Annotated in this window: 2 protein-coding genes; both read right to left on the reverse strand. The window is 53.9% G+C overall.

Going from position 1 to position 3,970, the window contains the following annotated elements; translation table 11 throughout:
- Positions 1 to 38: 38 nt before the first annotated feature.
- The gene (locus WCK51_15870; protein MEI7578366.1) at positions 39 to 2,912 is read right to left on the reverse strand and encodes a DUF1156 domain-containing protein; all 2,874 of its coding nucleotides are present in this window, start codon (positions 2,910 to 2,912) and stop codon (positions 39 to 41) included.
- Positions 2,909 to 3,970 (reverse strand): DUF3883 domain-containing protein (locus tag WCK51_15875; protein ID MEI7578367.1); only part of this gene is annotated, 1,062 nt, incomplete at its 5' end. The genes WCK51_15870 and WCK51_15875, both read right to left, overlap by 4 nt.

Genomic DNA, 3,970 nt, shown 5'->3' on the forward strand with positions numbered 1-3,970 from the left:
GTCTTTCCAACACGTTCGTAGTTGCTGATAGCCATGTCTTAGTTCATCCCCTCAAAGCTCTGTTGGGGTCCTTGCGCTTGTTGTGGTGCTTGCTGAGCGAGCCGCACGAGCTCGGGCCAACTTGAGACAAGTGCGTTGTATCTCTGGGCATCCACACTTCGCTTTTTACGCTCACAGATTGAATAGAGCCTGTACGCCAACTCCCTTGCTACATCTGCTTGAGAGCCGAGTTTGGCGAGCATTCTTCCCGCCACTTCTTCTCCTTGCTCAAGCGTCCTAATGAGGTGATGGACCATGTCCCATACCGTGAGGCGGCTATCGGACTCGGGGCTCCAGTCTGCCGGCAACTCCTCAGGCTTGAAGAGTCTGACTTTCCCCTTGCCATGGGTGCCAATCCCTGCTTGACGAATACCGTCTACGCTCGTGTTTTTTGCTTTGGACAGTGTCTCTGCGACCCCGTAGTCTCCCTCGGCAAAACCGAATTGCTCAAACCACGCCAGAGCCCACCGTGTGTCTGAATCGAAATCTCCCTCTTGATGCGCTAGAACTTCGTCGAGGGCTTGATTGATGAGAGTCAGTGCTTCTCTGACTGAAAGAGCGTTGCCATCAGCATCGAGGACCTTTGAATAGCGCGTGAAAATCCCCATTCCTGGCCCAATTGCTGCCTGCTGAAGGTCTACAGGTGCGACATTCCCACGTTGAAGGTCTGCTATAGCGTCTGGCAATTCGCGCTCGAGAGCTGTCAAAAACTCTCTTCTAGTGGCTGTGCTCATGCCCACTTCTCGCTTCCTGCAAACGAGAACAACACTTGAAGCCAGAGCGTTTGTTCCTATGCCAATTGAGCGCACACCGCGCTCCGTTCGTATAGGCCAAGTACCAGTTAAGGTGAATCCGGCCCGAATGACAGCAGACAAGAAGGTCTCCCAACCAGTACTGGCCTCGCCTCCATTGGCCTTGGTCTCCGATTGCTTGAAGGCGTAGTAGATAGTCACGGGAAACGCCGGGTGGGCTACATCAGCGAGGCGCTTCATCGCTGCGGTCATGCCGTCCAAGAAGAAAGTCTCAGCCGCGTCTTTGCTGGAATGCCTGTACGGAGTGGCGATAAGCTCCTCTGCCTTGGGAACGAGTAAAGTTCCAAATAGTTGCGGGTACTGCGGCCTCAAAGATTTTCGAAGCCAAACGTAAAAAAAGTCTGAGAGGTCGGCATAGCCAATGTTGTCGTAGTAAGGTGGGTCGGTTGAGATAACGGATGGTTGGTTATGTTCGCTTCTCACGGCATCAGCATGAATTGCTGAACCAAATTGCGCACTATTCGGACAACCCAGTAGTGCACCAGCAACAATCCCGACAGAAGCCTCGAAGCTACCACCGATAGAAGACAGTGGGTTCACTTCTGCGTAGTCCCAGAGCATAGGAATGGCGTGCCTGACAAAGATGCTTTTTGGTCGGTTCTCCTTGGAATTCCAGGGAACGATGGAGCATCCATACTCAGAGACCTTGTCCCGACAAAAATTTAGGTAAAGAGCGATAGCCTTCGCATACTCCTGAGCAGCTTCAGGTGATAGTTGAGCTGACGACTTTAGTGCATCAACTCTAATTGTCTCCTGTACTTCTTCTATTAGTTCGGAAAGGGTTTCGAGCGCTACGAGTTGCCGGTTAGTAAACAGGTCGCGCCACTTCGTCATACCGTACTCCTGAACGCGAAAACCTAGTGCTCGCTCTGGCAAGTCAGCCTCGGGAGGGTTCGACGGTTTTGCTGAAAAGGCAATAGCTTCGTCGAGCTCAGTTGGGCTTAGGTAGACACGTCCGCGGCCACCCTCTGCAACAAGTGCCATTAAACGTGTGCCGAGACCGGATTCCTTCGCAACACTTCTGATGTAATCGAAGGGCATCGGAGCTCCCGACATTAGACAGCCAAAGCTGGTTCCGCTTCCTCCGAGCTTCGTGCCATTCTTTACTGTCTCAACGTCTCTAGGCTTGCCGGTGCGAACTTCGAAAGTATATTTGTGCCCACTGATGATTGGCTCAACGTAGACTTCACTCTTCGCCTTAGTTGAGAGCATGAAGGTTGAGGCTAAAGGAACCTCAACATCGCGAAATGCTGGGTTCGGGCTTTTCACTGTGCGCACCCAAAGCCATGAAATCACAGTAATAGTCTGGTTTAGGTATGGGGCCAGGTCAGGTCGTCGACTTACCAGCTCTCGGCTTATCGTAACTTGAGGATACAAGTCTGCGAGTCGCTTCCTCGCTTCCTCGCAGACCCACTGACCGTAGAAACGCACGTCTTCAGCAATCCCCTGCGTGCCTGTCCATTTTCGTTCAAACAAGCCAGGGTTTGTTTGAACCGCAGGGTTTACGGCTGGATGGCCGCCAAGCTTTGGCGGAATCTCGATTAGAGCCCGATTTATAAGCACTGCGACAGGATTGAGGTCGCTGGCGAAAGGCTTTAGGCCAAGGCGTTGGGCTTCAATAGGTAGGGTCGCCCCGCCGGCAAAAGGGTCGAAGAACGGCGGAAGGCTATCCCGCAAGAACAGGTTCTTCGCTTCCGGGTGGTCGACATTCTCTGCACAAGCGCGTCGCCAACTTCGCCAAATCTCATCTCGAGCTTCCTGAATCACCTCGTCATTCATGATGTTCTCCCAGGTGACTAAGCGTTCAATGATTCCAAAGAGCCTCTGGCGCTCTTTCTCCTGAGCTTTGGCTGACGTAAATAGGTCGGGCCATGAGCTAGGGTCGTCGACCATTTGAGCAAAGATGACCGCGCGGGCGGCGGCCAATGGGCGTTGGGCCCACCATTTGTGAATTGCTGAAGGGTTGCCCCGATAGATGTAGCCTTCGCGAACTGAAGCGTCGTTGATTGCCTCTAGCGGAAGGGCAACTTCGATGAGTTTCTTGCGAATGGGTTTGTTCATTTCGGCACCTCGGCGCGGGCGAGGAGCTCGGCCATGTCGTAGTTCACACTCGTCACTCCAAAATCCGGCTCTCGCTGGAAAGGCGAGCGAACGTAGTGGGCGCGGTGGTTGTCGCCGTCGAGCTCGACGATGGCAAGAATGAAGTCTTCGGGTTTGTTCAGCGAAGTGAGAATCTCGTTTCGCGTGACGGTCACCGTGTCAGCTCCAGCGAAACGGCCTTTTACCTCGATGAATCGAAGCCGTCCGGTCCCTGGGACTCGGCTTTCAATATCATAGCCAAGTCGCTCGAATTCTCGGTCGGTCGGTTCGAAACCGAGTGACCTCTCGATGTCCATGATGATGGCTCGAGCTTTAGCGGCCGCAAGCTGAGTGTCTTTGTTCTGGTTTGGGCCTAGGCTGGTTCCCCTCATCTGAGCGATTAGCCCGATAGGCACGATAAGAAGGCCTCCCATGACTACGGGAGGCAAGGGAGCGAGCTGCCGCTCCTTCTGAAGCTCTTCCATGCGATTCTCGAGCCTGGCTTGCAGCTCGTCGGCTCGTTTGCGAGCCTCGTTGGAATTGAGGCGGGCATTCGTCTTCCCTGATTGTTCTTGAAGCTTCAACTCCTCGGCCCGGTGGTCCCAGTAGTTGATTTCCTTGGTGAGCCGGTCTTTGACGGCCGCCTCAGTCTTGGCGATGAGCTCCAGCTTTCGTGACTTAACCTCGTTCAGATGCTCGGGAACCACGTGCTCGATGGCGTGGCCCTGCGCTTGGTATTCAAGCTCTTTCGTTACCCATTGACACTCTGGACGAGAGAGCACATCGTTGATGCTCGGTTCTCCGTCAGCAAGCGGCCGATAGTCGAGATAGGGCGCATAGTTGACATGCTTGGTTTGTCCCTCTGAATCGATTTCGACGTAGAGGAGCCTCTTGGATACGACTCTTCGCTCTCCGCTCTTGGTGAAGCTGCCGTCTTGGATGGCATGCTCAAGATAGAAAAGCACTCGTGGCTGGGTGCCGGTGTCGGACTCATCTACAAGCACGGCGCCGCGCTTCAGAAGGTCACGATTTCTCTCAAG

It is taken from the genome of Armatimonadota bacterium, from assembly GCA_037138755.1.
In the GTDB taxonomy this organism is placed as follows: Bacteria; Armatimonadota; Fimbriimonadia; order Fimbriimonadales; family Fimbriimonadaceae; genus Fimbriimonas.

Excerpts from the sequence above, each read along its gene's own strand:
- WCK51_15870 (MEI7578366.1), bottom strand. The coding sequence starts at position 2,912 with ATGAACAAACCCATTCGCAAGAAACTCATCGAAGTTGCCCTTCCGCTA.